Source organism: Marinobacter sp. NFXS11 (genome assembly GCF_040148675.1).
GTDB lineage: Bacteria > Pseudomonadota > Gammaproteobacteria > Pseudomonadales > Oleiphilaceae > Marinobacter.
This window is the reverse complement of sequence record NZ_JAGDDV010000003.1, coordinates 59429-85037: the sequence shown is the minus strand read 5'-3', so window position 1 is coordinate 85037 and position 25609 is coordinate 59429. Positions and strand designations below refer to the sequence as shown.

Below are 25609 nucleotides of genomic sequence, written 5' to 3'. Positions count from 1 at the left end.
CCTGTTACAAGCTTTTAGTAATACTTCAGGAGACCACCATGACAACCGCCGTCCGTCTCGACGACACTCTGGTCCGCCACGCCGCCGCTGAAGGCGCAGTTCATCGGCGCTCGACACCCAAGCAGATTGAGTATTGGGCCGAGATAGGCCGTGCCGTTGCAGGGGACGTGAGTGCTGAAGATCTGATTGCCATTCTGCAGGGTATCCGCCAGGTGCGGGTTGAACCGGTGGTGGCTGAGTCTGTTTCCAGTGATGACCTCTGGGCTGAGGTGGATCAGGCCCGAGAAAGCGGTGATCTGGGGCGCTCAATTGCCAGAGGTCGTACGGTGTATCAGGCGTCTGGAGACAAGCCCGGCTATCTGGAGGCTATTTATCCGGATGGCACCCGGCAAGTCGGTCAGTTTCGCAACGGGCGTTTTGAAGCACTGAGTGACCGTGACAACGCAGCCTGAACTCTGGCTGCTGGTTGGCGGCAACGGTGCGGGCAAGACAACCTTCTATGAGCGGTTCCTGGCCCGCCGGAAGATTCCGCTGGTGAATGCCGATAACATCGCCCGCAGTGTGTGGCCGGACGCGCCAGAGAAACACAGTTATGAGGCGGCGCTGATTGCCGAAAGGGAACGGTTCCGGCTGCTTGAGGAGCGCCAGAGTTTCTGTTTTGAAACTGTCTTTTCTCATTCCTCCAAGTTGGATTTTGTCGGGGCTGCCAAGGCTGCCGGGTTTCGCATTCGGCTGTTTTATTTCCACCTGGAATTCACTGCATTGAACAAGGCCCGGGTCGCTTCCCGGGTAAAATCCGGCGGCCATCATGTGCCCGAGTCCAAGGTTGAGTCCAGAATCCCAAGGACCCTGACCAATCTACGCGAATGTATCGGGCTGGCGGACGAACTGCACCTTGTGGATAACTCCAGTCTTGATCAACCCTACGTGCGCATTGCGGTCTGGGAGGCGGGGCAGTGGCGTACCTGTCAGGAGGCCTTGCCTCAGTGGGCAGCCGATCTGATTGATACATGATATGTCACTTTGGCCAGCTGTCCGGCACTATGAAAAAGCGGTTGGTTTCCTGCCAGAGGCCGCTCATGGAGTCCCGCTCGAGTTTCGCGAACAGGAGCGGGATGTTGTAGCGTTCGATGGTGTTCAACGCAGCAGTCACTGCATCGGGTGCCGGTGGCTCGCTCTGTTGCCATGAGCCGATCCAGTGGGGTTTGTTTAATACCGTCCAGCCGGGGAGGTGCGATGTCTCAATCTGTGAGAGATAGCGCCACTGGCCGCGCAGGTGACTGGCTGGCACGGACTCAGGAGCGATAACCTGTGTTCCGGCCGGGTAAAACAGGTATCCCGGCATGAATATCCGGGGAATGACAGGCTCTGCGATTCCAGCGTCTGCCAGCAATGTTTGGGCCTCGGGTAGCTGGGTTCGCTGGCTTTGCTGGTGCAGCAGTCGATCGGTTTTCAGGTCCAGCCGGTCCCGCGCGTTCGGGCCGTACCACAGATCTTTCCCTTCAGGCTCCGGAACCCCCAAATAGTACTTGATGGCAATTTCATGGTGCTCGATTCGATCTTCAGACCGATTATGCACCACGAAATCCAGCTCGCCGATGGTTCGGCCGTGGGACTGGATTTGTCGATTTTGAAGCAGAACATTCCAGCCCAGAAGGTCTTCCAGTAATACCCGGTAAAGCCGCTCGAAATAGAAGCCGAGCCGCTTCTGGGGTGTCTCTCTGAGCAGCGCAGGCGCCAGTTCCGGGTTTTGATCCCAGGCCTGAAGTTGTTCTGTAATACCGTCAGGGAGATAACGGCCCGGCTCAAATGTCAGTGGTGACTGCAGCAGTTGGGGCGCCCGGCACAGCCAGGCAAGGTGCCTGATCGCCGGCGTGGTCAGCTCTGGAGTTGAGTAGGGGGTTGTTTTTGAATCCATATGGCCAGAATACCGTAAACTGTTCGCAAGGCACGATGATCAATACAGTTCTGAAGGAGGCTTCATGCAATATCTTCACACCATGATCCGGGTGAGTAACCTGGACGAGACCCTGCATTTCTTCTGTGATTTGCTGGGAATGATTGAGATCAGTCGCAAAAGCAGCGACAAAGGCCGATTCACCCTGGTGTTCCTGGCCGCGCCGGAAGACGAAGCCCGTGCCCGTGAAGACCGGGCACCGATGATTGAGCTGACCTACAACTGGGATCCGGAAGAATATACCGGCGGACGCAATTTTGGCCATCTCGCCTATCGGGTGGATGATATTTATGCCCTTTGTGAGCATCTCAAGGCCAATGGCGTGACGATCAATCGTCCGCCCCGTGATGGCCATATGGCCTTTATCCGTACCCCGGATAATATTTCGATCGAACTGCTCCAGAAGGGTGAGTCTCTGCCACCGAAAGAACCCTGGGCCAGCATGGAAAATACCGGAACCTGGTGATGCCGGAGGCGGGCCGCTGATGGTCCGAAAGTGGTATAATGCCGCTCCGCAGCACAGCTTTCGCATCAGGATGATGCATTCAGAACATGGAGATGTTTGATGGACGATTGGCAAGGATGCCTGGATCCCCAGTGCCAGACCGCATTATTACGAGCCCGGGAGAGCGTTGAGCGCAGGGGTGGCTCGGTGATTACCGTTGAAGACTACCTGCTTGCTCTGCTGGACTCAGCACCCTCCATAAGCCGCTTCCTGCGCAGTTGCGGCGTGGATATGGACGAACTCATCCGCACTATTCAGTGCGAACAGCCCATCGTGACGGAAGTGGGCGGGGAAGGGCAGTTGTCCTCCCAGTTGATGTACTGGTTTGCCTCAGCCCGGGAGGCCAGTGGCGCGCCATGGCTCGGCTGGTCGCAACTGCTGGAGACCCTGGTTCACCATGCCGAGCGACTGCAGGAAAAAGCCTACGTCGCGGTGTTTGAACTGGTCCCCCGCTGGCCTGACTCTTCCGAGGAGAGGGAGCCTGCGCCGATTGACGAATTTCAGAGAGCACCTGTGGTAGTGACCGACTCCGCCTGGGTTGAGTTGGCCGAGGATGTTTCGATCAGTCTGGCGGCGTCTGTGTCAGCCATGATCTGGGTGCGTGGCGAGCGTGGGTCGGGCAAGACGGCCTGGCTGCAATCGTTGCTTCCGGCACTGGAGCAGGATTACGTCGAGTTGGATCTCAGGCGTGAAGCGGAGATTATGGCCAGTGATCTTCCCGTCCTGCCCGAGCGCACTTTGGAAAGTGCTCCAGGAGAGGGCGGCTCGCGCTGGCCAGTTCTTGTGCTGGACAATGTCTCGCCTGCAGACCTGGTTGCGCTGATGGATCTCCCAGATGGGCTGGCGTCAGCGCTCGTACTGCAATGGGCGGGCCCAATACTTTTGCTGGGTCCTGACGAGCCCACAGAAAGCCGTTCAGCTGTCTCACTTCAGCACCGCCTGGGCCGGAGCCTCGACATCTTTGACATGCCTGTTACGAGCGTGGTCCAGCGTCAGGCCGTTTTAACGGCACATCAGGCCGCCATCGAGAAGCAATGGAATATCCAGATTCCCCGCTCAGTGATCCGGTTTGTCGCCTCTCGCCAAAGCCGTTGCGTCAGCACGCCGGGGGGAATGCTTCAGTGGCTTGAGCGGGCGGCTGCAAGGCTCAATCTCTTTGCCCGCAGAGGTCCAACCGATGCGGTCGCCCTTGCAGGACAGGCGGACACACTGAGACGCCAGTCCCTGGTGGCGCTTGCGCGCAAGGAGCCGCTCGAAGATATTGAGACGTCGCTGAGAGAGATACAGCTCCACCGAGTGGCAGCGGAAGTGGCCTGGCACGAACGACAAGCGGCCGGCACGTTACGTCAGCTTTGTAATGGAGATTTACGCCGGGAACTGGAGCGGCGGGTTGCAGCGCGACCCGGGCCGGTTCACTATGTGCTGCATTGTAATCAGCAGGATGGAGATTCAGCGGGTGCAGGATCTGGAAATATACATTCGTGATCTGGAGCCGGGGGCGGTTTCCGGGTGGCTTGAAAACCATGTGGACCAACTTGAACTGAATGATAGTGACGTGGCGAGCGTGATCAAGGGATTTGCGCGTTATGAAGGCGACAGGATCCGAATATCGCTCTATCCCGGCGCGTTCGGCAAGCGGTTTACCTCTCTGGTGATTGAGGGGCCTAGGGTGCCTTGGAACAGTGATCTGGACTGTGCCCGAAGCGCCTGGCGTGCCATGGATACCGAAATTCGCTGCAGTCCGGGAGACTGGATAGAGGGCGAGCCGGTAGAGGATGAGAAATGGTGGCGTCTGGACCACCGGGGCGAGCAACAGGTCGCCTGGAACTGAAAGAGGCAGCCCTTGGGCTGCCTCTTTGTTTTCAGTGGGCGATTCAATCGCTCAGTATGGATACGTTGTCGGCCTGAAGGCCCTTGTCTGCCTCCACAACATTGAAGCGAACCAATTGACCCTGTCGCAGCACTCGGCGTCCGCGGCCACGAATCGCACGGAAGTGAACAAACACCTCGTCACCGCTGTCGCGCACGATAAAGCCGAAGCCTTTCTTGACGTTGAACCACTTTACGGTGCCTTCTTCATCACCCTCAGGGCTGCTTTCGTCATAGCCATCATCGTCATTGTGGTTCTGGCTGGGGGCACGGTTGCTCGGCCGGGATAGGCTTTTCTGTTCGGCCGGTTTCTTGACTGAAAGCGCAATGGCGAGGAAGCCTGCAATGCCGAAAACGATCAGCGTAATAATGTAGGCGGCGATGCCGCGAGTGCTACCGAGGGCCTCGATAAGCTGACCTGCAGCGATCAGGCGAAGTGGCTCTGGTGTAAAAGACAGCAGCAGGGCAAGCACCAGCGGTGCGGGGATGGCGATCAGGAGAGAAAAAAGGATCGCTTTGGATGGATTACGCATTGACTGAAATTTCTCCATTCTTGTAACGCTAACGATAAAAACCGGATATCGGGTAAAATCGCACATCCGGCCGGTGAAAACCGACAGTACCCCGAAAAACGGGAGTGCTGGCGGGCAAAAGCGGCATGATACCAGATTATCCCGAGCGCTGACCAAGCAACGGAATAAGCAGTGTCATCGATCACATTCTAGAGAGAACTACCCAGGGGAGTACCAATACCCGATGAGCCAGAACGATCTGGAAACCCGACTGGACGAGCTGGAAACGCGGCTGGCCTTTCAGGACGACGTTATCAATACCCTGAGCGAACAGGTCGCCAAGCAGGAAATGGATATCCGTGAGTTGTGGGAGGCCAAGCGGTTGCTGCACAAGCAGTTGAAAGATGTTTCACCGTCCAATATCAAGTCAGAGCAGGACGAAACACCTCCCCCTCATTATTGATAATGGTGCATTAAAAAAGGGATCAGGTGAAAGTTTCATCTGATCCCTTTTCGTTGGATTCCGGTTCCCGCTTTTATGCCAGCAGTTCGATCAGAATCTGTTCGTAGATTTCAGACAGGGTATTCAAATCGTCGGCCTTTACGCACTCATCCACTTTGTGAATAGTCGCATTGATGGGGCCAAGTTCGACCACCTGCGCGCCGGTAGGCGCAATGAAGCGGCCATCCGAGGTGCCGCCGGAGGTTGAAAGTTCGGTTTCGCGGCCTGTCACCGTGCGAATGGCGCTCTGGCTGGCAGACACGAGTGCGCCCTTGTCCGTCAGGAACGGACGGCCACTGAGGTGCCACTGCAGATCGTATTTCAGGTTGTGGCGGTCCAGGATGGCTACCACCCGTTCCTCCAGACTTTCTGCCGTGTTTTCCGTGCAGTAGCGGAAGTTGAAGTGCACCAGGCATTCACCGGGAATGATGTTGCTGCCCGTACCGGCCTCCAGCTTGGTGATCTGGAACGTGGTTGGCGGGAAGAAATCGTTGCCGTTATCCCAGAACTCCTTTGCCAGCGCATCGAGGGCCGGAGACACGGAGTGCACCGGGTTCTCGGCCAGATGCGGATAGGCTACATGGCCCTGAACGCCGTGAACCGTCAGATAGCCATGCAGAGAGCCTCTGCGGCCGTTCTTGATCACGTCGCCCACTTCGTGGGTGCTCGAGGGCTCGCCAATCAGGCACCAGTCGATTTTTTCGTTCCTGGCCTCGAGAGTTTCAACCACTTTGACCGTGCCATGCTGGGCCGGCCCCTCTTCGTCGCTGGTGATCAGCAGGGCAATGGAACCCCGGTGGTCAGGGTATTTTGCAACGAAGCGCTCGCAGGCGGTTACGAAGGCTGCCAGGCTGCCCTTCATGTCCGCGGCGCCACGGCCGAGGAGGTAGCCATCCCTGATCACAGGATCAAAGGGTGGGTGCGACCAGTTCTTTTCCGGCCCGGTTGGTACCACATCGGTATGGCCGGCAAAGGCCAGCACCGGCCCCTCGGAGCCTTTTCGGGCCCAGAGGTTATCGGTATCGCCAAAGCGCAGGTTCTCGCCGGTGAAGCCCAGAGGCGCCAGGCGCGACATCATCAGTTCCTGACAGCCGGCATCGTCTGGAGTGACAGACGGCCGGCGGATCAGATCAACGGCAAGTTCGAGGGTCGGGGAATCAGTTGTTTGCATGCAGCTCTTCATTCAGCTCGATGGCAGACTTGTTGGTTTTGCACTCCACCGCGCCAGTCTGGCTGTTACGGCGGAAAAGCAGGTCTGTCTGGTTGGCCAGATCGCGGGCCTTGATCACCTCAACCAGCTCGTTGTTGTCGTCGAGCAGGGCAACCTTGGTGCCGGCGGTGATGTACAGCCCGGCCTCGACCTTGCAACGGTCGCCCAGCGGGATGCCGATACCGGCGTTGGCGCCGATCAGGCAGTTCTCGCCAACGGCAATGATGATGTTGCCACCACCGGAAAGGGTGCCCATGGTGGAGCAGCCACCGCCCAGATCAGACCCTTTGCCAACCATGACGCCGGCGGAAATACGGCCCTCGATCATGCTGGTGCCTTCGGTGCCGGCGTTGAAGTTGATAAACCCTTCGTGCATGACCGTGGTGCCTTCACCCACATAGGCGCCAAGACGAACCCGCGCGGTATCGGCAATGCGGACACCTTTCGGTACCACGTAATCGGTCATCTGCGGGAATTTATCCACGGATTTGACTTCCAGCGTGCGGCCTTCCAGGCGAGCCTGAAGCTGGCGGTCGGTCAGTTCGTTCAGGTCGATCGCGCCTTCGCTGGTCCAGGCCAGATTCGGCAGCAGGCCAAAAATGCCGTCCAGCTTTAATCCGTGGGGTTTCGCCATGCGATGTGAAATCAGATGAAGCTTGAGGTAAACCTCCGGGGTGCTGGACGCCGTGTCATCTGTTTCGAGTACTGTGACAACCACCGGGCGCTTGCTGGCGGCCGCTTTGTCCGCCAGTGATGCCTGGGCTGTCTGGCCGATCTGACGCAGGGCGTTGGCCAGCTGGCTGAGCTGCTCGGCGGTCGCGCTGATCGCCTGGTTGCCACCCTTGTAATCAAGGGCGTTGGAGATGACGTCCATCAGGGTGTTATCGGGTGTCATGACCGGCTGCTGGTAAAACACTTCCAGCCACTCGCCCTGGTTGTTCTGGGTGCCGATACCGATACCGAATGCAAAGCTCATCTGATGGTTGCTCCTGTTATGAATGTGGGGCCAGGGCAATGCCTCAAGACCCCGAAATTAAAGTTTGGATCTGGTTTGCCCGAGATTCAGGCCAGCCATGCGGACCATTCGTCTGCACTGAAACCCACGCGCACATGACTGCCGTTCTCGACAACGGGGCGCTTAATAATGGATGGGTTCTCCAACATGATCTCGTGAGCGCTTTGGGCGTCAATGGTATCACGAACGTCCTCGGGAAGTTTGCGCCAGGTGGTGCCACGGCGGTTCAGAAGGGTTTCCCATCCGACCGCCTGTTCCCAGCTGAACAGCAACTCACTCTGCAGGCCATCCTTCTTGAAGTCGTGGAATTCGTAGTCGATACCTTGTTCGTCCAGCCACTTCCGGGCCTTCTTTACGGTGTCGCAGTTTTTGATGCCGTACAGTTTCATGGCTTGTTCGCCTTAACAAATTCAACAATGCGTTCTGCTGCCTCCACGCACTCTTCCAGCGGGGCAACCAGGGCCATCCGGACACGGTTCTCTCCGGGGTTATGGCCATCCACGGTTCGGGAAAGATATCGGCCGGGCAACACATGCACGTTCTGTTGTGCCGAGAGCTCCCGGGCAAAGGTTTCATCGTCCATCGGAGTTATCGGCCACAGGTAAAATCCGGCATCCGGAAAATCGACATCCATGACTTCCCGGAGGATCGGGATCACTGCCTCAAATTTGGCGCGGTAAGCTGCACGATTCTCCCGAACGTGGTCCTCGTCGCTCCAGGCGGCGATGCTCGCCAGCTGATTGTGGATGGGCATGGCGCAGCCGTGATAGGTGCGGTACTTCAGGTAGCCATCAAGAATGCTTGCATCCCCGGCTACGAAGCCCGATCGCAGGCCGGGCAGGTTGCTGCGCTTGGACAGGCTGTGGAACACCACGCAGCGGGCGTAGTCATCCCGGCCAATGGCGGCGCAGGTTTGCAGAAGGCCTTCCGGCGCGTTGTCTTCCTCCGGATACAGTTCGGAGTAGCATTCGTCGGAAGCAACAATAAAGTCGTGTTTGTCGGCCAGGGCTATCACCCTGGTCAGCGTCTCCCTGGAGATAACAGCACCACTGGGATTGCCCGGGGAGCACAGGAACAGTACCTGGCAGTCCTGCCAGGTGGATTCGGGCACCGAATCGAAATCGGGAATGAAACCGTTTGAGCCATCGCAGGGGAGGTATACGGGCGTCGCGCCAGCAAGGAAGGCGGCTCCCTCGTAAACCTGATAAAAAGGATTGGGACTGACTACGGTGGCAGGCTTGGTGGCGTCCACGACAGCCTGAACCAGGGAAAAGATGGCCTCGCGTGTGCCGTTTACCGGTACGATGTTGTTTGCCGCGCTGAGACTGCCGGCCTTCAGATTGAATCGGCGGGTTGCCCAGCCACTGATGGCCTTGCGGAGTTCATCCGTACCCCGGGTGGTGGGGTAATTGGCAAGCTTGTCCAGATTGTTCGCAATGACCTGTTTGACGAAATCGGGCGAAGGGTGCTTCGGCTCACCAATCCCCAGGGAAATCGGCCGAAGATGATCGGGCACGCTGATGCCTGCCTTCAGTTTGGCAAGCTTTTCAAAAGGGTAGGGGTGAAGTCTGTCCAGGTTCGGATTCATTGAATGTCGTCCAGCATTTTACAGAGATCTTGCTGCAGGGCCTGGCATACCGCCGGCTCCCGGATGGGCTCGCCCTGTTCGTCCGTCACGAAGAAAACGTCCTCTACGCGCTCGCCCAGGGTGGCAATCTTGGCGTTGCTCAGGCGCACCCGGTGCTCCAGCAGCACCTGACCGATGCGGGCCAGAAGCCCCGGGCGGTCGGGTGTGATCACTTCCATTACGGTGCGTTGGTTGATGGTGTCATTGGAGAACGTCACTTCCGTCGGGAAGGCGAAATGCTTGAGCTGGCGTGGAGTGCGCCGGTGGATGATGTCCGGGTAGTCATCCGGGTCGTCCAGCTCTTCAATCAGGCGCAAACGCACCCGTTCTTTTCTCGCAGGGTCGATGCCCAGAGGCTGTCCCTTTTCATCAAGCACCACATAGGAACTGATCGAGTAGGGCCCCTCGCTTGAGCTGATGCGCGCGTCCACGATGTTCAGGTTCAGCTGTTCAAGGACCGCCGTTGTCGCAGCGAACAGGGCAACCCGGTCCTTCATATAGATAATGATCTGGGAGTAGCCGTCCGTGGGGCCGCCTCGGGTATCTCGAATCAGCACCAGCGGGTCCGTATTGTCGCCGTGTCGGATGATGGCTGCAGTCTGCCAGGCGATATCCACGGTCGAGTCCTGGAGAAAATAGTCTTCGTCCACGGTGTCCCAGATGGCGTCGATCTGTTCATCGGTCATGTTCTGGGCATGCAGGATTTCACGGGCTTCCGACTGGGTAGCGCGAACCCATTCCTGGCGGTCGATGGGGGTTTCTGTGCCCCGACGCAAAGCCCGTTTGGCCTCAATGTAGAGTTGGCGCAACAGCGACGCCCGCCACGTGTTCCATAGCTTGGGATTGGTAGCGCTGATGTCGCACACGGTTAGCACGTACAGGTAATCCAGGTGCGCCTGGCTCGGCACTGCCCTGGCAAACCCGTGGATAATGTCCGGATCGGAGATGTCTTTGCGCTGGGCTGTCATGGACATCAGCAGGTGGTTTTCTACCAGCCAGGAAATCAGTTGGGTGTCCCGCTCGCTCAGGTGATGCCGCTGGCAGAAGGCTTCGGCATCGATGGCGCCCAGTTCCGAATGATCGCCACCCCGGCCTTTGGCCACATCATGGTAAATGCCTGCAATATAGAGGGTTTCCAGTTTCGGCAGCCTGTGAATCAGGCGCGATGCCAGCGGATACTCGGTTCGGGCTTCCGCGCCGCCAAGCCTTACCATGTTGCGGATGACTCGCATGGTATGGGCATCCACGGTGTAAATGTGGAAAAGGTCATGCTGCATCTGACCAATGATCTGGCCAAACTCCGGGAGATACCGCCCGAGGACGTTGTACTTCTTCATGGCAGACAGGGTCTGATCCAGGGCGTGGGGCGTTCTGAGCAGCTCCATGAAGAGGGTGGTCACGGCCAGATCAGACCGGAACGCGTCATCAATCAAATGCCGGTGGGCCCGAAGCGACCGGATCGTCGTGGCCCGGATGCCCTTGATCTCTGGATGCTGAGCCATCAGAACAAAGATTTCCATGATGGCATAGGGCGCGTAGGCGAAGACCTGGTTGTTGACCGCCTCAATATAGTAGTTGCGAATCTGAAATCGCTTGTTGATAGGCTGGATGGCGTCTTCCGATGGGCTACCCAGAATCGCTTCGTCGTAATACTGCAGAATTACATCCGCCAGTTCGGCGAGGGCCAGGACGGTGCGATAGTAGGCCTGCATCATCAATTCGACGCCGAGCCGCTTACCTTCATCTCTATAGCCGAGCATCTGGGCCAGGGCTCGCTGATGATCGAACAGCAGCCGGTTTTCATTCCGGTCAGCGAGCAACTGCAGGCCGTATCGCAGTTGCCAGAGGAAGGTTTCACCCTGGAACAGAATCTGATGCTCTTCCTCGGTAAGAATGCTGAAGCGGGTCAGATCAGCGATGTTCTGCAGCCCGAAATGTCGCTTGGTAATCCAGCCAATCGTCTGTATGTCCCGCAAGGCGCCCGGGGAGCCCTTTACGTTTGGCTCGAGGTTGTATTCGGTATCGCCGTATTTCTGATGCCGTTGCTGCTGCTCCTCACGCTTTGCAATGAAGTAGTCACGGTCGGTGCTGACATCATCGGAATAGACTTGCTCGCTCAGATCTGATCGGAGTTCATCCGGGCCGGCAATCGTGCGCGTTTCCAGCAGGTTGGTCAGTATGGTGATGTCTTCGCGGGCGGCCGTCTTGCTTTCCTCGATGCTGCGAACACTGTGGCCGATATCCAGCCTTAGGTCCCACAGCAGGGTAACAAAGGCGCCAAGGTCTTCGTGCCAGCTGTCTTCGATACCGTTACGGGTGAGAATGAGCAGGTCGATGTCCGAATGCGGGTGCAGCTCACCTCGTCCATAGCCGCCAACGGCGATCAGGGCAATGTCCGGTGAATCGGAAAAGGGATAGCGGTTCCAGATCAATCTGAGAACCGTATCGACCGTGTCAGCCCTTGAGCGCACAAGGGCGCGCACATCGGCGCCCTGTCGAAAGGCCTCGGCATCGGCGTTATACCTGCCCTTTAACAGTTCCCGGGCCGCCGTAACCGGAGAAGGGTCATTGCTGATGCGGGATTCCAGCTCGCTTTGGTCCACTTAGAAGGACTCTTCCTTTCGCTTGGTCAAGACCTCGTGGCCGTCCGCCGTCACAAGGATGGTGTGCTCCCATTGTGCAGAGAGTTTGTGGTCCTTGGTAACGACGGTCCAGCCATCCGGCAGAAGCTTTGTCTGGTACTTGCCCTGGTTGATCATTGGCTCAATGGTAAACGTCATGCCTTCCTGCAGCTCCAGACCGGTGCCGGGTTTGCCGTAATGCATTACCTGAGGCTCCTCGTGGAATACTGCGCCGATGCCATGGCCACAATAATCGCGAACCACGGAATAACGGTGTTTCTCGGCGTGCTGCTGAATCACATGCCCGATATCGCCCAGACGGGTTCCTGGCTTGACCAGCTCAATGCCTTTATAGAGGCACTCCTGTGTGATCTGGATCAGCCGCTCGGTGCCAGGTTTCGGCTTGCCGACGATCCACATCTTGCTGGTATCGCCGTGGTAGCCATCCTTTATTACGGTGACATCGATGTTAAGGATGTCTCCATCTTTGAGGATTTTCTTCTCAGACGGGATGCCGTGGCAGATAACATGGTTGACCGACGTGCAGATGGACTTCGGAAACCCCTTGTAGTTGAGTGGTGCCGGAATGCACTTTTGGTCGTTGACAATATAGTCGTGGCAAATCCGGTCGAGCTCTTCGGTGGAAACGCCGGGCTTGACGTGATCGCCGATCATCTCGAGCACTTCGGCCGCCAGGCGGCCAGCGACGCGCATCTTTTCAATTTCTTCCGGTGTCTTGATCGATACCTGCATTGGGCTTCCCGTTGTTTGTGCCAAACCGGCATTTTAAGGGGCCTGCTGCCCGGGTACAAGGAAGCTCGCCGTCAAAAATAATGGCGTTTGTCGGGCCGAATATGGTATAAACGCGCCCGCTGGAAACGAATCCAGCAAATTCACACACGTGTCGGCACGTTATCCCAGGGTGCCTGCTCCTGCTTTTCAAGGAGCGAGGTTGGGATAATCGGATACGTGGAGGACTAACCCGAAGCTAAAAAGGTAACTATCATGGCTCAGGTAAATATGCGTGACCTGCTGAAGGCAGGTGCTCACTTCGGTCACCAGACCCGCTACTGGAACCCGAAAATGTCGAAGTTCATCTTCGGCGCCCGTAACAAGATTCATATCATCAACCTTGAGCAGACTGTTCCTGCTATGAACGACGCGCTGAAATTCGTTCAGCAGCTGGCAGAGAACAAGAACAAGATCATGTTCGTTGGTACCAAGCGTGCCGCGGCCAAGATCATCAAGGAAGAAGCCGAGCGTGCCGGTCAGCCGTTTGTTAACCATCGCTGGCTCGGTGGCATGCTGACCAACTACAAGACCATCCGTCAGTCTATCCGTCGCTACCGTGATCTGGAAACCCAGAGCCAGGACGGTACCTTTGACAAGCTGACCAAGAAAGAAGCACTGGATCGCACCCGTGAAATGGACCGCCTCGAGCGCTCCATTGGTGGTATCAAGGACATGGGCGGCCTTCCGGACGCGATGTTCGTGATCGACGTTGACCATGAGCGTATCGCCATCAAGGAAGCCAACAAACTGGGCATTCCTGTTATCGGAGTTGTGGATACCAACAGTGATCCGGACGGTGTGGATTACGTGATCCCTGGTAACGATGACGCCATTCGCGCGATCCAGATTTACGTGAAAGCCGTTGCTGACACCTGCATCGAAGCAGCCCAGTCTGCCGGTGCCGGCGCTGACGAGTTTGTTGAAGTCAGCGAAGACGCTGAAGGCGCTGCTCCAGCCGCTGAGTAACGTTTTACCTTCACGTTTTAGATGTAAGGTGTGCCCGCTGTTTGCCGAGGCACACCGCCCCACCGAATTCGGAACAGTTGAGAGGATTGAACATGGCTGCAATTACCGCTGCAATGGTCAAAGAGCTGCGTGAGCGTACCGGCCTTGGCATGATGGAATGCAAGAAGGCACTTGTTGAAGCCGAAGGTAGCGTTGACGCTGCGATCGAAGAGCTGCGCAAGTCGTCCGGTCTGAAAGCTGCCAAGAAAGCCGGCCGTACTGCCGCTGAAGGCGCTTCACTCATCAAGATCTCTGACGACAACACCGTTGCCTTTATTCTGGAAGTGAACTCCGAGACCGACTTCGTTGCTCGCGATGACAACTTCCTGAACTTTGCCAACGACGTGCTGAACGTTGCGTTTGAAAATGGCGAAACCGACGTAGCCAAACTGATGGAAGGCGATCTGGAATCCAAGCGTGAAGCGCTGGTTCAGAAAATCGGCGAGAACATTACTGTGCGTCGCATCGTCAAGGTTGAAGGCCCGGTTGTTGGTGGGTACGTCCATAGCAACAACAAGATCGCTTCGGTTGTCGCCCTGACTGCCGGTGATTCTGAAGTTGCCCGTGACATCGCCATGCACGCAGCTGCCGTTAACCCGCGTGTCGGCAAGCCGGAAGATATGCCGGCTGAAGAGCTTGAGCGAGAGAAGGATGTGATCAAGGCCCAGCCGGATATGGAAGGCAAGCCTGCCGAGATCGTCGAAAAGATGATGGGTGGCCGCATCAAGAAGTTCCTCAAGGAGAACAGCCTTGTTGAGCAGCCTTTCGTCAAGAACCCGGACCAGACCGTGGGCGAGCTGATCAAGTCCAACGGCGGCGAGCTGGTTGGCTTCGTTCGTCTGGAAGTGGGTGAAGGCATTGAGAAGGAAGAAGTGGACTTTGCTGCCGAGGTTGCTGCTGCAGCCGGCACAGGCAAGGCCTGATCCTTCGTTCGATGCAGCGGGCTTTTAGCCACTGTATCACCTGAGTCTGCCACGTTAGCCGGGAATTTCCGGCTCTCGTGGCGGGCTTGTATCTGAGATACCCCTTTTTATGAGGAGTATGTCAGATACAAGCCTGCAACGGGTACCACGCCGGATAGCAGCCAACAGACGACAAGGGGATCATCATGCCGACATCATCGAAAACCCAGCCCAGATACAAGCGTGTTCTGCTCAAACTCAGTGGCGAGGCCCTGATGGGAGAGCACGATTTCGGTATTGATCCCAAAGTTCTTGACCGCATGGCACTGGAAATCGGTGCGCTGATTGGCATCGGCGTGCAGGTTGGTCTGGTTATCGGCGGCGGCAACCTGTTCCGTGGTGCAGCCCTGAATGCGGCCGGCATGGATCGGGTGACCGGTGATCATATGGGTATGCTGGCCACCGTGATGAACGGTCTGGCCATGCGTGATGCCCTGGAACGTTCGAATATCCGGACCCGAGTGATGTCCGCGATCCCCATGAGCGGCATCGTGGAGCACTACGACCGCCGTCGCGCGGTGCGGGATCTGAAGGATGGCGATGTCGTGATCTTCTGCGCCGGTACCGGTAACCCTTTCTTCACGACCGATTCCGCTGCATGTCTGCGTGGCATTGAGATCGAGGCCGACGCGGTGCTGAAGGCTACGAAAGTGGATGGCGTATACTCAGCGGATCCGCACCTCGACAGCAGTGCAGAGAAATACGACCACCTCACCTATGATGAGGTTCTGGACAAGAAGCTGGGCGTGATGGATTTGACAGCCATCTGTCTCGCCCGTGACCACGGCATGCCGCTGCGGGTGTTCGATATGAACCGTGCCGGCGCCCTTACTCGCATCGTAACTGGCGAGAAAGAAGGTACACTGATCGAATGAATCGCTGTCCCGGAACCACAGGATCGTGGTGCCAGATTACAGAATGACATGACGAACGAATTGAGGATGCTGAAGTGATCAACGACATCAAAGCAGAAGCCGAAAAGAAAATGAAAAAGAGCCTTGAGTCCCTGAACTCGGCTTTTAACAAGATCCGTACCGGCCGTGCCCACCCCTCTATCCTGGATAGTGTCACGGTCAACTACTACGGTCAGGAGACACCGCTGAAGCAGGTGGCAAGCGTCAACGTCGAGGACAACCGCACGCTGACGGTCTCTCCCTGGGAGAAAAACCTGATGCCGACCATCGAGAAGGCTATCATGGCGTCAGACCTTGGCCTGAACCCGGCGACCAGCGGCGATATCATCCGTATCCCGATGCCCATGCTGACAGAAGAAACCCGTAAGGAAATGGTCAAGCAGGCAAAAGCAGACGCCGAGCACGGTCGTGTTTCCATCCGTAATGCGCGTCGCGACGCGAACAGCATGATCAAGGATCTGCTCAAGGAAAAGGAAATCACCGAAGACGACGAACGCAAGGGCGAGGACGATATCCAGAAGCTGACCGACCGCTACATTGCAGAAGTCGAGAAAATGCTCAAGGCCAAAGAAGAGGATCTGATGGCGGTTTAACCGTCCGGACCTACTTGCAAGCGAATTGAAAGGCCGAAGCACCGAGGCGCTCCGGTCGCACAGGGGATTTCATGACGGGAACTGTATCCGCAGAGATTCCGGTGTCGGCAGACAGTCGGCCCCGGCATGTGGCCATCATCATGGACGGGAACAATCGATGGGCCAAGGCCCGTCGTCTCAAGGGAGTGGCTGGGCACAAGGCCGGTGTCGATGCGGTCAGGGCAGTGGTGGAAACCTGTGCCCGTGAAGGCGTGGAAGTGCTCACGCTGTTTGCCTTTTCCAGCGAGAACTGGCGTCGACCCAAGGACGAAGTGTCCGCGCTCATGAAATTGTTTCTGTTCGCCCTTGAGCGCGAGGTTCGCAAACTTCACCGGAACGATATCCGCCTTCGCATTATCGGTGATCGGTCCGCGTTCAGCGCTGCACTGCGTGAACACATGGAGGCGGCTGAAGAGCTGACCCGCAACAACTCCCGGATGACCCTGGTAATCGCCGCCAACTATGGCGGTCACTGGGATATCACGCAGGCCACACGCAAGGTGGCCGAGCAGGTGCGCTCCGGACAGTTGGCACCCTCTGACATTACCGATGACCTGATTCAGCAGCACCTCAGCATCGGTGACCTGCCAATGCCGGACCTGATGATTCGTACCGCCGGTGAGCAAAGAATCAGCAATTTCATGCTTTGGCACCTGGCTTACACAGAGCTTTACTTTTCACCGGTGTATTGGCCTGATTTTCAGCAGGAAGAGATGCTCAAGGCCCTGCATGCGTATGCCGGTCGACAGCGTCGTTTTGGCCAGACGGATGATCAGATAGTGGCCAAGGCTGTACAACAATAACGAACGATAGCGACGTTAACCGTGTTAAAAACCCGAATTATCACCGCACTGATCCTCGCTCCTATCGCCATTGGCGGGATCTTTTTCCTCCCGCCCCTGGGGTTTGCGCTCTTTACCGGCGCCATCATTACCCTGGGCGCCTGGGAGTGGGCAAATATGTCCGGCATTGAGAGTCCTGCCGGCCGGGTTGGCTACGCACTGGCCACCGCTATCATTCTCTACGGTCTGCTGAACGTTCCGTTTGTGGCGGTCCTCTGGTTGGCGCTGCTCTGGTGGGGCGTATGCTTTCTTATGGTTCGCAGTTATCCTGCCGGCTCCGACAAGTGGGGCAGTCTCCCCGTAAGAGCCTTGATGGGACTGTTCGTTCTGGTGCCGGCGTGGGTGGGCCTTAATCACCTGCGAACCGGCGGTTTCCAGTTTGGTGACAGTACCAATAACCTGTTGCTCATTCTCTACGTATTCTGTGTGGTCTGGGTTGCCGATATTGGTGCGTACTTCGCCGGTCGGGCGTTTGGTAAGGCAAAGTTGGCGCCCCGTGTCAGTCCGGGCAAATCGTGGGCGGGCGTCTGGGGTGGCCTGATGGCCGTCGGAGTTTTTGCCCTGGTTGTCAGCGCGCTGGCTTCGGCGGGAACGGTTCAGACCTTGCTGTTAATTGTTGCCAGCCTCGCCACCGGTCTTGTTTCAGTGCTGGGGGATCTGCTGGAAAGCATGCTCAAAAGGCACCGTGGTATCAAGGACAGTAGTCAGCTGTTACCCGGTCACGGTGGCATCATGGACCGGATCGACAGCCTGACGGCGGCCATTCCGGTATTTGCGTTGATTATTACCCAACTTGGTTGGCTGACAACCGGGCACTGGTGACTATGGTAACCCGCTCTATCAGTGTTCTCGGGGCGACCGGCTCCATCGGTCTCAGCACCCTGGACGTTGTTCGGCGCCACCCTGACCGCTTCTCGATCTATGCGCTCACGGCCAGTAGCCGTGCTGAAGAGCTCGCGGTACTCTGTCGTGAATTCCGTCCGAAAGTGGCGGTCATGGCTGATCCTGAAGCAGCCAAGATCCTCTCAAAGTTGCTGGCAGACCTGCCTGAAACCCGCGTGCTTGGCGGCCTTGATGGATTGTGCGAGGTGGCCTCCACCCCCGATGCCGACACGGTGATGGCGGCTATCGTCGGGGCAGCGGGTCTTTCGCCGACACTGTCGGCGGTGCGGGCGGGAAAGCGGGTACTGCTTGCCAACAAAGAAGCGCTTGTGATGTCCGGCAAACTGTTTATGGATGCCGTGGCCGAAGCGGGGGCGGAATTGCTGCCGATCGACTCGGAGCACAATGCGATTTTCCAGTGTATGCCGGCAGACAAGGTCCGGGACCCTGCCGGTGCCGGCATCACTCGTATACTTCTGACGGCCTCCGGTGGCCCGTTCAGGGAACATTCTGCCGAGGATCTTCGATCGGTAACGCCCGCCCAGGCCTGTGCCCATCCGAATTGGTCCATGGGACAGAAGATTTCCGTGGACTCGGCGACCCTGATGAACAAAGGCCTGGAGCTCATTGAAGCCTGCTGGCTGTTCAACACCACGCCCCAGAAAGTTGAGGTGCATGTCCACCCTGAGAGTATTATTCACTCGATGGTTGAATATGCCGATGGCTCTGTTCTGGCCCAGCTTGGCAGTCCCGATATGAGAACGCCGATTGCCAACGGCCTGGCTTGGCCAGAGCGCATTGATGCCGGCGTTGCTCCTCTCGACCTGTTTGCGATCGGCCGCTTTCATTTCGAGCGTCCGGATCTGGGTCGTTTTCCGTGTCTGCGTCTCGCGGCGGAAGCGTTTGAGGCAGGTGGCACGGCGCCGGCGGTTCTCAATGCCGCCAATGAGGTCGCTGTTGCTGCTTTTCTCGAGGGCAGCCTGTGTTTTTCGGATATCCCCGTTATCATAGAACGAACGCTGGTTGCGACTGCTGTTGAGCCAGCGGACAGCTTTGACATTATCTTTGCAAAGGATAAAGAAGCACGGGCTCGTGCGCGGGAACAGATAGGTCTGTTAACTGTCTGATAGTCGCAGCGGAATGCTGCCCGGCTGAAGCCATTCAATCAGGAACGCTATGCAGATTATTGAAACCGTCCTAGCACTCGCACTTACCCTGGGTATCCTCGTGACCTTGCACGAATACGGTCATTTCTGGGTTGCCCGTCGTTGCGGCGTGAAAGTGCTCCGTTTCTCGGTGGGTTTCGGGAAGCCGATGTTTTCATGGTACGACAGGCATGGAACCGAGTTTGCGGTTGCCGCCATTCCATTGGGTGGCTATGTGAAAATGCTGGATGAGCGCGAAGGACCGGTGCCAGAAGAACTGAGGGACCAGGCCTTTACGTCCAAATCTCCAGGGCAGCGCATTGCCATCGCCGCAGCGGGTCCCGTGGCCAACTTCATTTTTGCTATTTTCGCATACTGGCTGTTGAGCGTGGTGGGCGTTACCCATGTCGCGCCCATTGTCGGGCAGATTGCCGATGAGAGCGTGGCCGAGCGGGTGGGTCTGCAGGAAGGTATGGAGATCCACGCGGTCGACGGCCACCGGGTCAGCTCCTGGCGCGATGTGAATATGCGCATTCTGGAGCGAACCGGGGAGCACGGCCTGATTTCCTTGGAGGTTTCGGAGGACGGCGCGCGCGGGACCATCAGCGGCGAGCTTTCCGGCTGGGGCCTGAGTGATGACACCCCCAATCCTTTGGCCGAGTTCGGTATCACGCCATGGCGCCCGGCGGTTCCCCCGGTACTGGGGCAGATTTCCGACGGTGGCCGGGCTCAGGCGGCAGGACTTCAGTCCGGTGACCGCATAGTGGCGGTCAACGGGGAATCGATCAACAGCTGGTTCGAGCTGGTTGAATTTATTCGCAGTGCCCCGGAGCAGACACTGCAGGTAACCATCGAACGCAATGGTACGGAACAGGCTGTACGTGTAACGCCTGAAGCGAGGGTCGAAGAAAGCGGGGAGTCGATCGGTTTTGTCGGTGCCGGTGTGGAAGCCATCTCCTGGCCGGAAGAGGTTTTGCGGGATGTCAGCTACGGCCCGTTTGCTGCGGTTCCGGTTGCCCTGAGCGAAACCTGGGCAGATACCCGTCTGACGCTGGTAGCCATCAAGAAGATGTTTACTGGCCTGCTGTCGCCCACGAATCTCAGTGGGCCCATCACCATTGCCCGGGTGGCTGAAGCCAGTGTCAGCTCCGGATTCGAAGACTTCGTGCGTTTTCTTGCCTATCTCAGCGTGAGTCTGGGCATTCTGAATCTTTTGCCTGTGCCGGTTCTTGATGGTGGTCATATCGTCTACTACACCATCGAAGCCCTCCGTGGAAAGCCGCTTTCCGAGCAGGCTCAGGCGTTTGGATTACGAATTGGTATGGCAATGATCCTCACATTAATGGTGTTTGCTCTTTACAACGACCTGATGCGGTTGTGAGAATTGCGGGCTCCTTACGCGCATTAACCAGGCGAAATATTTGAATGAGACGTTCTCTTCTAGGTGTAGCCGTTGGCCTCGCTGTGGCTGTGTCCGGCCTGAAGCCAGCACTTGCTGATCAGTTCACGGTTGCGGATATTGAGGTGGAAGGCTTGCAGAGGGTATCTGCAGGTACCGTGTTTTCCGCGTTCCCTGTCAATATTGGTGAACAGGTGGACGAGACTGAGCTGGCTGGTGCGATCAAATCGCTGTTCCGGACCGGTCTTTTTACCGACATTGAGGCCAGCCGGGATGCCGGCGTACTCATCCTGACGGTGCGCGAACGTCCCTCCATAAGTGACATCGAGATTGAGGGTAACAAGAACATCGAAACCGAGATGTTGATGGACGCACTTTCGGGTGCCGGGCTTCAGGAAGGGCAGGTGTTTCGGCGCGCAACCCTTGAGCGTCTTGAGCTGGAAATCCTGCGCTCCTACATTGCCCAGGGACGCTACAACGCCCGGGTAAAGGCAACGGCCGAGGAGTTGCCCAGAAACCGCGTTGCGATTCGTCTGGATATTAACGAGGGGTCGGTCGCTGCGATCCACCATATCAACCTGATCGGCAACAAGGATTTCAGCGACGAGGAGTTGCAGGAACTGTTCGAGCTGCAGTCCACGAGCTGGTGGAATTCCCTGACCAACTCGGACAAGTACGCCAGAGAGCGGCTAAGCGGCGATCTGGAATCGCTACGGTCATTCTACCTTGACCGTGGGTATCTCGATTTCAACGTGGAATCCAGTCAGGTCTCCATTTCCCCTGACAAACAAAAGGTCTTTATAGCGATTGCCCTGAATGAGGGGCCCCAATACACCATTTCCGAGATCAACCTTCGCGGTGATCTCATCGTGGGGGAAGAGGAGTTGCGTGCGTTGATTCCGGTTGAGGAAGGCGACGTGTTCTCCCGCTCCCGTATGACGGCCATTTCCGAATCCCTGGCATTCCGGCTCGGGCGTGAGGGCTATGCCTTCGCTAACGTCAATGCGGTTCCGGAGCCCGGTGAGAACAACACGGCTGCCGTCACCTTCTTTGTGGAGCCTGGCAAACGGGCCTATGTGCGCAGGATCAATTTCGACGGCAATGTGTCGACCCGTGATGATGTGCTTCGTCAGGAAATGACGCAGATGGAGGGAGGCGTGGCGTCCTCCGACCGCATCGAATTCTCCAAGACCAAGCTCGAACGTCTTGGCTTCTTCCAGACCGTGAACGTTGAAACCGTGCCGGTGCCGGGCACTGACGATCTGGTTGATGTGAACTACTCTGTCGAAGAGCAGCCCACAGGCAGCCTGTCAGCGTCTGTCGGTTTCTCCCAGGATTCCGGGGTGATCCTCGGCGCCAATGTCTCCGAGAACAACTTCTTCGGCACGGGTAAACGGGTATCCTTCGGCGTGAACGTCAGTGATTCCATCAAGAGTGCTAACATTTCCTACCTGGACCCTTACTACACCGTCGACGGAGTGAGCAGGGGCTTCAGCGTATTCGCCCGCGAGACGGACTACGAAGAGGAAGATATCTCCTCGTTCCTTCTGGATGAGTACGGCGGCCGAGTCACATTCGGCTATCCCACCGACAGCATCACCCGCCTGAACTTTGGCGCCGGTGTCACCCAGTCAAATCTGAAGGAAGGCCTGTTTACCTCTCAGGAGGTGAGTGAGTTTATCGATGAAGAGGGCGATTCGTTCACCAACTTCTTCCTGTTCGGAAGCTGGCGTCGCAGTACCCTGAACCGTGGTGTTTTGCCGACTGATGGTTACAGTCATTCGCTGTCATTGGATGTGGCGGTTCCAGGCAGTGACCTGACCTTCTATAAAGCCACCCATAAAACCGATTTCTACTACCCTGTGACTGATGACAATCGCTGGGTCTTCCGGGCGCGATCTGAGATCGGTTACGGGGATGGCTACGGTGATCGCAGCCAGATGCCATTTTACGAGCACTTTTACACGGGCGGCTATGGTTCGGTTCGTGGTTATGAGGCGAACTCGCTTGGCCTGAGGGCGACGAATAACGTAAACGACCTCTCGGATCCTGATCCGTTCGGGGGCAACCTGCTGACCGAGGGAGGCCTCGAGCTGATTTTCCCGACACCATTTGCCGGTGATACCCGCTCAATGAGAACCGCGTTCTTCCTTGATGCCGGCCAGGTCTTCGACACGGCACGGGGTTTCGATCCGCAGCTGAACGAAATCCGGATGGCGGCGGGTATTGGTTTCCAATGGATTACCGCGGTTGGTCCATTGGCATTCAGTCTTGCCTACCCCTTGAACGACAAGGCCGGCGACGACACCCAGGTGTTCCAGTTCTCGCTGGGCCAGACCTTCTAAAGCATGGATAATAACAACCTACGGATGAAAACCAGGAGAAAACCAATGTCCCGATTTGTGTTGATGTTCGCTGCCGTGATGCTGGCGTTTTCATTCCCGGCGATGGCCGAAACCCGCATTGGTGTGGTCGATCTGCGTCAGGCACTGTTTTCGTCTGACGATGCCAAGACATTCAGCGAGTCTCTTCAGAAAGACTTTGCTGGCGATGAAGCCCGGGTTCGCGAAGCGCAGGAAGAAGCTCGCAAGCTTCAGGAGCGTCTGGAAAAAGACGGTGCCATGATGAACGAGAGCGAGCGTAACAAACTGGCCGGCGAGTTCCAGGAAAAGGTAAAAGAGTTCAACTTTCTGAAGCAGCGGCTGGATTCTACAGTGAATCAGCGCAAGCAGGCGTTTCTCGAGCAGGCCCGTCCCGAGGTAGACGCAGCGGTCAAGGAGCTGCTCGACGAAAATAACCTCGATCTGATCCTGCCGAGCGAAGCGGTTGTCTATGTAAAGCCCGAAATGAATCTGACCTCTCAGCTTCTTGAAAAACTGAACCGTTAACCTGTGACGGGCACCCCGGTGCCCTGATCGTTGCCTGGGAGCTCGCAATGACAGAAAGGTCCTATCGCCTTGGGGATATTGCCAATGCCCTAGGTGCGGAGCTACGGGGTGATCCTGATGTGAAGGTGTCGGGCCTTGCGACCTTGCAGGCTGCTGGCCCCGACCAGATCAGTTTCCTTGCCAATCCGTCCTACGGCAAATACCTGGCAGATACGCGCGCCTCTGCCGTTATTGTCTCGCCGGCGTCGGCCAAAGACGCTCCGACCAACGTCCTGTTACTGGACAACCCTTATCTCGGATATGCTCAACTGAGCCACTGGTTTGATCCCGCCCCTGTTGCTACCCCCGGCGTTCACGCAACTGCAGTGGTGGATCCGTCTGCGTTCATTGCTGAAGACGCCTGTATTGGCCCCAACGTGGTAGTGGAAGCGGAAGCAGAGATCGGCGAGAAAGTCGTTGTTGGAGCAGGCTCCGTTATTGGCGCCCGCGCCAGCATCGGATCCCGCACGCTGATTCGGCCGAGGGTAACGCTGGCCCACGATGTGGTCATTGGTGAGCGTTGTCACATCCTCAGCGGCGCCGTTATTGGCTCCGACGGTTTTGGCTTCGCCAATGAGAAGGGCGTATGGCATCGTATCGCGCAACTCGGTCGGGTTGTGCTCGGAAATGATGTGGAAGTGGGTGCAAACTCCACCATTGATCGCGGTGCACTGGACGACACGGTGATTGGCAATGGTGTAAAGCTCGATAACCTGATCCAGATTGCCCATAACGTTCGCATCGGTGATCACAGCGCCATGGCGGCCATGGTTGGCATTGCTGGAAGTACTCGTATTGGTCGGCATTGCGTGTTTGGTGGCGCCTCGGGCGTGGCCGGTCATCTCGAGATTGCGGATCAGGTCCATCTGACAGGTATGACTCTGGTGACCGGGGATATCCGTGAGCCCGGAGTCTATTCATCTGGCACCAGCGCCGATACCAACCGTCAGTGGCGCAAGAATGCTGTACGCTTCCGGCAACTGGATGCGCTGGCGCGACGGGTCAAAGAACTGGAAAAGAAATTAGAGGGCTGAGGCCGATCAACATGATGAACATCGACGAAATTCTGGAATACCTGCCGCACCGATACCCGTTTTTGCTGGTGGATCGGGTAACGGAGGTCGAAAAAGGAAAATCGATCAAGGGCTACAAGAATATTTCGTTCAACGAGTCATTCTTTCAGGGCCACTTCCCGAACAACCCGATCATGCCGGGTGTCCTGATTATCGAAGCCATGGCCCAGCTCTCGGGCATTCTCGGTTTTGTGACTGTGGGCCGGAAACCTTCTGACGGCGTGGTACAATACCTCGCCGGCTCGAGCAAAGCACGGTTCAAGCGCCCGGTTTTGCCGGGAGATCAACTGTGCATGGAGTCGGAACTCATCTCCGGTAAACGGGGTATTTACAAATTCGAGTGTCGCGCCCTGGTCGACGGTGAAGTCGTCTGCGTGGCAGAGATTCTGACCGCTGAGAGAGAAGTTTGATGGCGACAAATGACTGGTCGGGTGTCCATCCTCAGGCGATTGTAGACCCGTCAGCCAAGCTCGGGAACAACGTTACTGTCGGGCCCTGGAGCTATATTGGCCCCAATGTGGAAATCGGCGAGGGTACCGAGATCCTCTCCCACGTGGTGGTCAAGGGGCCGACGGTTATCGGCCGGCATAACCGTATTTTCCAGTTTTCCAGTATCGGCGAGGAATGCCAGGACAAGAAATACGCGGGCGAGCCAACCACACTGGTGATTGGTGACAACAATGTGATTCGCGAGAATTGTACCGTCCACCGGGGTACTGTCCAGGACCGGGGTGAAACCCGTATCGGCAGCGGCAACCTTTTGATGGCGTACGTGCACGTCGCTCATGACTGTATCGTCGGTGACAACACCATTCTGGCCAATTGTGCCACCCTGGCGGGCCATGTATCTGTCGGTGATTTCGCGATTCTGGGTGGTGGCACCATGGTGCACCAGTTCTGTCATATTGGTCCCCACAGCATGGCGGCCGGTGGCAGCATCGTGCTCAAGGACATCCCGGCCTATGTGATGGCGAGCGGTCAGTCCGCCCAGCCGCACGGCATGAACGTGGAAGGCCTCAAGCGTCGTGGTTTCAGCAAGGATGTCTTGCTGGCTTTGCGCCGCGCTTACAAGGTGATCTATCGCCAGGGGCTGACAACAGAGCAGGCCGTCGAAGAGCTTGAGAAGTCTTACTCCGATGTTGCAGAAATACGTCCCCTCATTGACTCCCTGCGTGGAGCTCACCGCGGCATCATCCGCTAACCCGGCAGGAGCCTGTC

At 57.1% G+C, this 25609-nt stretch carries 27 protein-coding genes; 19 read left to right on the top strand and 8 right to left on the bottom strand.

What is annotated here, in order from left to right:
• Positions 1-38: 38 nt before the first annotated feature.
• Together J3362_RS16115 and J3362_RS16110 are read left to right on the top strand one after the other, a co-directional pair.
• The gene (locus J3362_RS16115) at positions 39-452 is read left to right on the top strand and encodes a TA system antitoxin ParD family protein (RefSeq protein WP_349521093.1); all 414 of its coding nucleotides are present in this window, start codon (positions 39-41) and stop codon (positions 450-452) included.
• Positions 436-1014, top strand: coding sequence for an ATPase (locus tag J3362_RS16110; RefSeq protein WP_349521091.1), 579 nt, complete (start codon positions 436-438; stop codon positions 1012-1014). The genes J3362_RS16115 and J3362_RS16110 overlap by 17 nt, the downstream gene beginning before the upstream one ends.
• A gap of 4 nt (positions 1015-1018) precedes the next feature.
• On the opposite strand, the gene J3362_RS16105 is transcribed toward J3362_RS16110, so the two are convergent.
• Positions 1019-1918, bottom strand: a complete 900-nt coding sequence (locus J3362_RS16105) for a DUF1853 family protein (RefSeq protein WP_349521089.1) — start codon at positions 1916-1918, stop codon at positions 1019-1021.
• A gap of 64 nt (positions 1919-1982) precedes the next feature.
• Between J3362_RS16105 and J3362_RS16100 the strand changes: the two genes are divergently transcribed.
• The 3 genes from J3362_RS16100 to J3362_RS16090 all read left to right on the top strand — a co-directional run bounded on the left by J3362_RS16100 (position 1983) and on the right by J3362_RS16090 (position 4293).
• Positions 1983-2423 carry a VOC family protein gene (locus J3362_RS16100; RefSeq protein ID WP_349521088.1) on the top strand — a complete coding sequence of 147 codons (441 nt, stop codon included), beginning with the start codon at positions 1983-1985 and terminating at the stop codon, positions 2421-2423.
• Positions 2424-2522: 99 nt separating this feature from the next.
• Positions 2523-3947, top strand: a complete 1425-nt coding sequence (locus J3362_RS16095) for a hypothetical protein (RefSeq protein WP_349521086.1) — start codon at positions 2523-2525, stop codon at positions 3945-3947.
• Positions 3919-4293 carry a hypothetical protein gene (locus J3362_RS16090; protein ID WP_349521084.1) on the top strand — a complete coding sequence of 125 codons (375 nt, stop codon included), beginning with the start codon at positions 3919-3921 and terminating at the stop codon, positions 4291-4293. Before J3362_RS16095 ends, J3362_RS16090 begins: the two co-directional genes overlap by 29 nt.
• Positions 4294-4336: 43 nt before the next feature.
• Here the strand turns inward: J3362_RS16090 and J3362_RS16085 are convergent, their stop codons facing one another.
• A complete protein-coding gene (locus tag J3362_RS16085) occupies positions 4337-4864 on the bottom strand; it encodes a cold-shock protein (protein ID WP_349521082.1) in 528 nt (175 codons plus the stop codon).
• 223 nt (positions 4865-5087) lie between these two features.
• Between J3362_RS16085 and J3362_RS16080 the strand changes: the two genes are divergently transcribed.
• On the top strand, positions 5088-5306 hold the full coding sequence (locus J3362_RS16080) for a SlyX family protein (RefSeq protein WP_008170396.1): 219 nt from the start codon (positions 5088-5090) through the stop codon (positions 5304-5306).
• A gap of 73 nt (positions 5307-5379) precedes the next feature.
• On the opposite strand, the gene dapE is transcribed toward J3362_RS16080, so the two are convergent.
• The 6 genes from dapE to map all read right to left on the bottom strand — a co-directional run bounded on the left by dapE (position 5380) and on the right by map (position 12571).
• Positions 5380-6516, bottom strand: coding sequence for a succinyl-diaminopimelate desuccinylase (dapE, locus tag J3362_RS16075; RefSeq protein ID WP_349521079.1), 1137 nt, complete (start codon positions 6514-6516; stop codon positions 5380-5382).
• Positions 6503-7531, bottom strand: a complete 1029-nt coding sequence (gene dapD, locus J3362_RS16070) for a 2,3,4,5-tetrahydropyridine-2,6-dicarboxylate N-succinyltransferase (protein WP_349521076.1) — start codon at positions 7529-7531, stop codon at positions 6503-6505. Before dapD ends, dapE begins: the two co-directional genes overlap by 14 nt.
• 86 nt (positions 7532-7617) lie before the next feature.
• Complete coding sequence (locus J3362_RS16065; protein ID WP_349521075.1) at positions 7618-7959, bottom strand: ArsC family reductase; 342 nt, start codon at positions 7957-7959, stop codon at positions 7618-7620.
• Positions 7956-9158 carry a succinyldiaminopimelate transaminase gene (gene dapC, locus J3362_RS16060; protein WP_349521074.1) on the bottom strand — a complete coding sequence of 401 codons (1203 nt, stop codon included), beginning with the start codon at positions 9156-9158 and terminating at the stop codon, positions 7956-7958. The genes J3362_RS16065 and dapC overlap by 4 nt, the downstream gene beginning before the upstream one ends.
• Positions 9155-11800 (bottom strand): [protein-PII] uridylyltransferase, encoded by a 2646-nt coding sequence (locus tag J3362_RS16055; RefSeq protein WP_349521073.1) that lies wholly within the window; start codon positions 11798-11800, stop codon positions 9155-9157. The genes dapC and J3362_RS16055 overlap by 4 nt, the downstream gene beginning before the upstream one ends.
• Positions 11801-12571: a type I methionyl aminopeptidase gene (gene map / locus J3362_RS16050; protein ID WP_349521072.1), complete on the bottom strand. Its 771-nt coding sequence runs from the start codon at positions 12569-12571 to the stop codon at positions 11801-11803.
• 252 nt (positions 12572-12823) lie between these two features.
• On the opposite strand from map, the gene rpsB reads away from it, so the two are divergent.
• From rpsB to lpxA, 13 genes are all read left to right on the top strand, one after another.
• Positions 12824-13576 (top strand): 30S ribosomal protein S2, encoded by a 753-nt coding sequence (gene rpsB, locus J3362_RS16045; RefSeq protein ID WP_349521071.1) that lies wholly within the window; start codon positions 12824-12826, stop codon positions 13574-13576.
• A gap of 92 nt (positions 13577-13668) precedes the next feature.
• A complete protein-coding gene (gene tsf, locus J3362_RS16040; protein WP_349521069.1) occupies positions 13669-14538 on the top strand; it encodes a translation elongation factor Ts in 870 nt (289 codons plus the stop codon).
• Between the two features lie 185 nt (positions 14539-14723).
• On the top strand, positions 14724-15452 hold the full coding sequence (gene pyrH / locus J3362_RS16035) for a UMP kinase (RefSeq protein WP_088828826.1): 729 nt from the start codon (positions 14724-14726) through the stop codon (positions 15450-15452).
• 74 nt (positions 15453-15526) lie between these two features.
• Complete coding sequence (frr, locus tag J3362_RS16030) at positions 15527-16084, top strand: ribosome recycling factor (protein WP_349521068.1); 558 nt, start codon at positions 15527-15529, stop codon at positions 16082-16084.
• Positions 16085-16155: 71 nt separating this feature from the next.
• Positions 16156-16926: a polyprenyl diphosphate synthase gene (gene uppS, locus J3362_RS16025; RefSeq protein WP_349521066.1), complete on the top strand. Its 771-nt coding sequence runs from the start codon at positions 16156-16158 to the stop codon at positions 16924-16926.
• A 21-nt stretch (positions 16927-16947) separates the two neighbouring features.
• The gene (locus J3362_RS16020) at positions 16948-17787 is read left to right on the top strand and encodes a phosphatidate cytidylyltransferase (RefSeq protein ID WP_349521065.1); all 840 of its coding nucleotides are present in this window, start codon (positions 16948-16950) and stop codon (positions 17785-17787) included.
• Between the two features lie 2 nt (positions 17788-17789).
• Positions 17790-18974: a 1-deoxy-D-xylulose-5-phosphate reductoisomerase gene (gene ispC / locus J3362_RS16015; protein WP_349521730.1), complete on the top strand. Its 1185-nt coding sequence runs from the start codon at positions 17790-17792 to the stop codon at positions 18972-18974.
• A 49-nt stretch (positions 18975-19023) separates the two neighbouring features.
• Positions 19024-20373 carry an RIP metalloprotease RseP gene (gene rseP / locus J3362_RS16010; protein ID WP_349521063.1) on the top strand — a complete coding sequence of 450 codons (1350 nt, stop codon included), beginning with the start codon at positions 19024-19026 and terminating at the stop codon, positions 20371-20373.
• A 44-nt stretch (positions 20374-20417) separates the two neighbouring features.
• Positions 20418-22736 (top strand): outer membrane protein assembly factor BamA, encoded by a 2319-nt coding sequence (bamA, locus tag J3362_RS16005; RefSeq protein ID WP_349521061.1) that lies wholly within the window; start codon positions 20418-20420, stop codon positions 22734-22736.
• A gap of 45 nt (positions 22737-22781) precedes the next feature.
• Positions 22782-23279: an OmpH/Skp family outer membrane protein gene (locus J3362_RS16000; protein WP_349521060.1), complete on the top strand. Its 498-nt coding sequence runs from the start codon at positions 22782-22784 to the stop codon at positions 23277-23279.
• Between the two features lie 47 nt (positions 23280-23326).
• Positions 23327-24352, top strand: coding sequence for a UDP-3-O-(3-hydroxymyristoyl)glucosamine N-acyltransferase (gene lpxD / locus J3362_RS15995; protein ID WP_349521059.1), 1026 nt, complete (start codon positions 23327-23329; stop codon positions 24350-24352).
• Positions 24353-24363: 11 nt separating this feature from the next.
• The gene (fabZ, locus tag J3362_RS15990) at positions 24364-24801 is read left to right on the top strand and encodes a 3-hydroxyacyl-ACP dehydratase FabZ (protein ID WP_008170365.1); all 438 of its coding nucleotides are present in this window, start codon (positions 24364-24366) and stop codon (positions 24799-24801) included.
• Positions 24801-25592, top strand: coding sequence for an acyl-ACP--UDP-N-acetylglucosamine O-acyltransferase (gene lpxA / locus J3362_RS15985; protein ID WP_349521057.1), 792 nt, complete (start codon positions 24801-24803; stop codon positions 25590-25592). Before fabZ ends, lpxA begins: the two co-directional genes overlap by 1 nt.
• The last annotated feature ends 17 nt before the right edge of the window (positions 25593-25609 follow it).